Origin of the sequence: Micromonospora sp. D93, from assembly GCF_018070365.1 — a bacterium.
In the GTDB taxonomy this organism is placed as follows: domain Bacteria; phylum Actinomycetota; class Actinomycetes; order Mycobacteriales; family Micromonosporaceae; genus Micromonospora; species Micromonospora ureilytica.
On record NZ_JAGPXW010000057.1, the window covers coordinates 1 to 3,913 of the forward strand.

General features: G+C 66.9%; 2 protein-coding genes. Both read right to left on the minus strand.

The window, feature by feature from the left end:
* On the minus strand, window positions 1–1,078 hold a 1,078-nt coding region (locus KBX71_RS33360), incomplete at its 3' end, for an alpha/beta hydrolase (RefSeq protein ID WP_210821663.1).
* A 140-nt stretch (window positions 1,079–1,218) separates the two neighbouring features.
* On the minus strand, window positions 1,219–3,651 hold the full coding sequence (locus KBX71_RS33365) for a non-reducing end alpha-L-arabinofuranosidase family hydrolase (protein WP_210821664.1): 2,433 nt from the start codon (window positions 3,649–3,651) through the stop codon (window positions 1,219–1,221).
* Between the last annotated feature and the right edge of the window lie 262 nt (window positions 3,652–3,913).

Below are 3,913 nucleotides of genomic sequence, written 5' to 3' on the forward strand. Positions count from 1 at the left end.
ATGCCTGGTTGGTCTGCTTGTTGCAGTCGTAGAGCTGGACGCGGGTGCCGTTGTTGCGTGAGGCGTTGGGTACGTCGATGCACCGGCTCGACTGGGTGCCGACGATCTCGCTGGCGGAGCCGGGCGGAACGGTCGGCGTTGGGGTGGGGGTCGGCGGATCGGTGGGGGTCGGCGTCGAGGTGGGCGGCGTCGAGGGCAGCAAGGGGCAGGTGCTGCGGTAGGTGACGACGCCACTGGAGTCCAGCAGCGGGCAGAGGAACTGGCTGTACCGGGCGTCGTTGTCGATGAACATCTTGACGAACGGCAGCATGGTTCGGACCATCACCGGGTTCGACCGTCCGACCATGAAGCCATGGTCCGCGCCGGCGACCTCCAGGTAGGCGCTCTCCGTCGTGGTCGGGAGGCTGTTGTAGAGGCCGGTGGCGTAGGACGGGGTGACCACCGTGTCCGCCTGTCCGGCGAAGATCATGGTGGGCACCCGGTCATTGGCCAGGTTCGACGACGGTGAGTACGGCGCGATGCCGACCACAGCCTTCAACGACGAGCGCCGGGTGGCTGCGCTCAGCGCGCCGCCGCCGCCCATGGAGTGACCGGCGACCGCCAACCGGTTGGGGTCGACCCGGTCGCGAACCGGGCTCTGCTGAGTGAGGTAGTCCAGTGCGGCGAGCAACTGGGTGCCTCGGGCCGTGTCGAAGTCGTTGCGGCTGTTGGTCTCGATACCGATCACGACGAAGCCGTGGGAGGCCAGCCACGGTCCCATCCAGGCCAGTTCGGCGGAGAACAACGCGGTGTAGCCCGGCGAGATCGCGATGGCCCCGAAGGTGCCCTGGCTGGTGTCGGTCGGGTAGTAGATCCTGCCGCCGTTGAAGCCGTACCCGGTCGGGACGCTTACCGACGTGTTGGCGAAGGGCCCGTTCACGGCGGTGACGCTGGTCCGGGTGGGGTCCGGGCCTCGCTGGTACGGGTTGTCGGCGGCCGACGCCGACCCGGTCGCCACGGTGATGGTCAACAACCCGACTGCGGCGGCGATCCCGGCCGCGGCGAGCTTGAACAGCCGTCCCCGAAAGCGGGGGGACACTCGGTCAGCTCGGGTGTTCCCGGAGGGCGGGGGGTGGTATCCGTGTCCTCGCACTGGTGGTACCTCCTGGTGGTGGGTGGGTGCGGGGCGGGCGGGCTCGGTGTCGTGCCGAGCCTGCCCGCCCCGGCGATGTCCGGTCGTCAGCGTTGCAGGGTCAGCAGACCCGGCCGGTACGGCAGGAGGCCGTAGTCGCCGCCGGAGCTGGGGGAACGACCCTGGTAGAGCAGTTGCAGGTTGCAGGCGTCAACGGTCATGGTCTGATCGGCGTTGCTGCGCAGCAGTTCGCCGTGGCTGATGTCGTTGGTCCAGGTGACACCAGTGTTGGCCTTGCCGGCGAAGGGGTTGCTCTCGGACGTCGCTTGCGGAGTCCACGTCCCACCCAGGCTGGTGGCCGTGAACGAGCGGAAGTAGCGGCCCTGCGAACCGATCGCCTCGACGATCATGAGGTACTTGTTCAGACCCTGGAGCTTGTAGACCTGAACCGCCTCGAAGAGGTTGTTTGTCGAGTCGGTCATGATCGTCGTGTAGTTCGACCCGAAGCTGCCCGGGAAGTTCCCGATGGGCATGCTGGCCCGGTAGATCCTGCCGTTGTCGCCAGCGAAGAACAGGTACATGTTCTGGTCGTCACCGATGACGGCCTGGTCGATCGGGCCGGTGCTGGAGTTGGAGATGCTTCCGGTGAACAGCGTCTGCGCCGACGACCACCCGTTCGGGTTGGTCGGGTCACTGGAGGTCCGGTACGAGAAGGCCGTGCCGCCCCACTGGTAGGCCAGCACCCAGATGTTGCGCGGCGCGAAGTAGAACAGCGACGGTGCGACGGTCGCCGAGTTCATCGCGTTCTGGCTGGCCGAGCCCATCTGCGAGTAGTTGCTGAAGAGGCCGAAGTTCATCGAGCCCCACGTGGTGCCGGTGTCGTGGGTGGTGGCGTAGACGAGTTGCTGGCCGTTGTAGGGGGCGACGGTGAAGTCCTTCAGCGACACCCACCCGGACCTCGGCTGCGCCAGCGCTCCCGTCGACGACCAGCGGTACGACGAGGGAAGGTCACACGTGCCGCCGGTCGGCGGCGGCGTCGTCGGGGTCGGCGTCGGGGTCGAGCCGCCGCCCAGGCCGGCAAGCCGGAACTGCTGGTTGGTTTGTCCGTGGCAGTCGTAGAGCTGGATCTGGGCTCCGTTGGCGGTGCTCCAGGCATCCAGGCACCGTCCGGACTGGACGTTGCTGATGGTGCCGTTGGAGTTGACGTTCCACTGTTGGTTGGTCTGGCTGTGGCAGCTGTAGATCTGCACCGCTGCACCGTTGCCGGTCCCGGCGGCATCGAGGCACATGTTCCCGTACACCTGTAGCTGTTTGTTCGAGGTGTAGGTCCATGCCTGGTTGGTCTGCTTGTTGCAGTCGTAGAGCTGCACCCGGGTGCCGTTGCTGGTCGAGGCGTTGGGTACGTCGACGCACCGGCCGGACTGCGTGCCGACGATCTCGCTGGCGGAGCCGGGCGGGTTGGTGGGCGGGTTGGTGGGTGGGTCAGTGGGCGGGTTGGTGGGGCCGGCGCTGTTCAGCGCCTCCAGGGTGGAGGTGTAGGCGGCCTTCTTGTTGCCGTTGCAGTCAAAGAGCAGCGGAGTGCCGCTGGAGCGCCACGAGTCGCAGTCGCGGACCCCCCACACGGTGAGGCCGTTGCAGCGGGCCACGGCCAGGCAGTCGTTGACCACACTGCGGTAGGTGTTGGCCTGCGTCGTACCGGAGCCCTCGATGTCCAACTCGGTGATCTGGACGTCCACCCCGAGGGCGGCGAAGCTGGACAGCGTGGTGCGGTAGTTGCTGTTGTACGCCGAGTTGGCGTTGAAGTGGGACTGGAACCCGACGCAGTCGATCGGCACCCCACGGGACTTGAAGTCGCGCACCATGTTGTACACGGCCTGGGTCTTGGCCCAGGTCCAGTTGTCGGTGTTGTAGTCGTTGTAGCAGAGCTTCGCGTTCGGGTCCGCCGCGTCGGCGGCGCGGAATGCCGCCTCGATCCAGTCGTTGCCGGTGCGCTGCAGGTTCGAGTTGCGGCGGGCGCCGCTGTTGCCGTCCTCGAATGCCTCGTTCACCACGTCCCACGAGTAGATTTTGCCGCGGTAGTTGGTGGCCACTCGGGTGACGTGGTTGAGCATGGCGTTGCGCAGGGCGGTGCCCTCCATGCTCTGCATCCAGCCCGGCTGCTGCGAGTGCCAGGCCAGGGTGTGGCCCCGGACCTTCCAACCGCGGGAGGTGGCGTGGTTCACGATCCGGTCCGCGTTGCTGAAGGTGAAGTTGTTCTGCTGCGGCTCGGTCGCGTCGATCTTCATTTCGTTCTCGGGAGTGATGCTGTTGAACTCGCGGTTCAGGATCGTCGTGTAGGCGCTGTCGTTGAGCTTGTTGGCGGCGACGGCGGCACCGAAGTAGCGGCCAGACTGAGCTGCGGCGGCGCCGAGGGTCGTCTCGGCGGCCTGGGCGAGGTTGGGCAGCAACGAGACGGCCAAGGCCAGAATTATCGCGGCTGTTCCGGAAAATGTGAGCGCTCGCAGTCGAGTGCGCCCGATGGGACGGGTCCGGGAGACCATGCTGATCCTCCAGTGGTGGGGTAGGAAATTCCTGTCGCTGTTCCGTTGGGGAGGCCCCGCTCGGGTGGCGGCGGCCACGATGCTGAGTCCGTCCGAGAGCGGGCCGGAACTCAGGTCAGGCGTCCGTCCGGGAGCGAATCCTTGGGCCGTCTGACCAGCGGGTGGAGGTTGCGATGAGTGGCGCCGGGCCGCCCGCGGTGAAGTCGTTGCGGGCGCTGGTCTCGCTAGGGGTGGACGTGATCACCTGGTGGGTGGGTGGGTG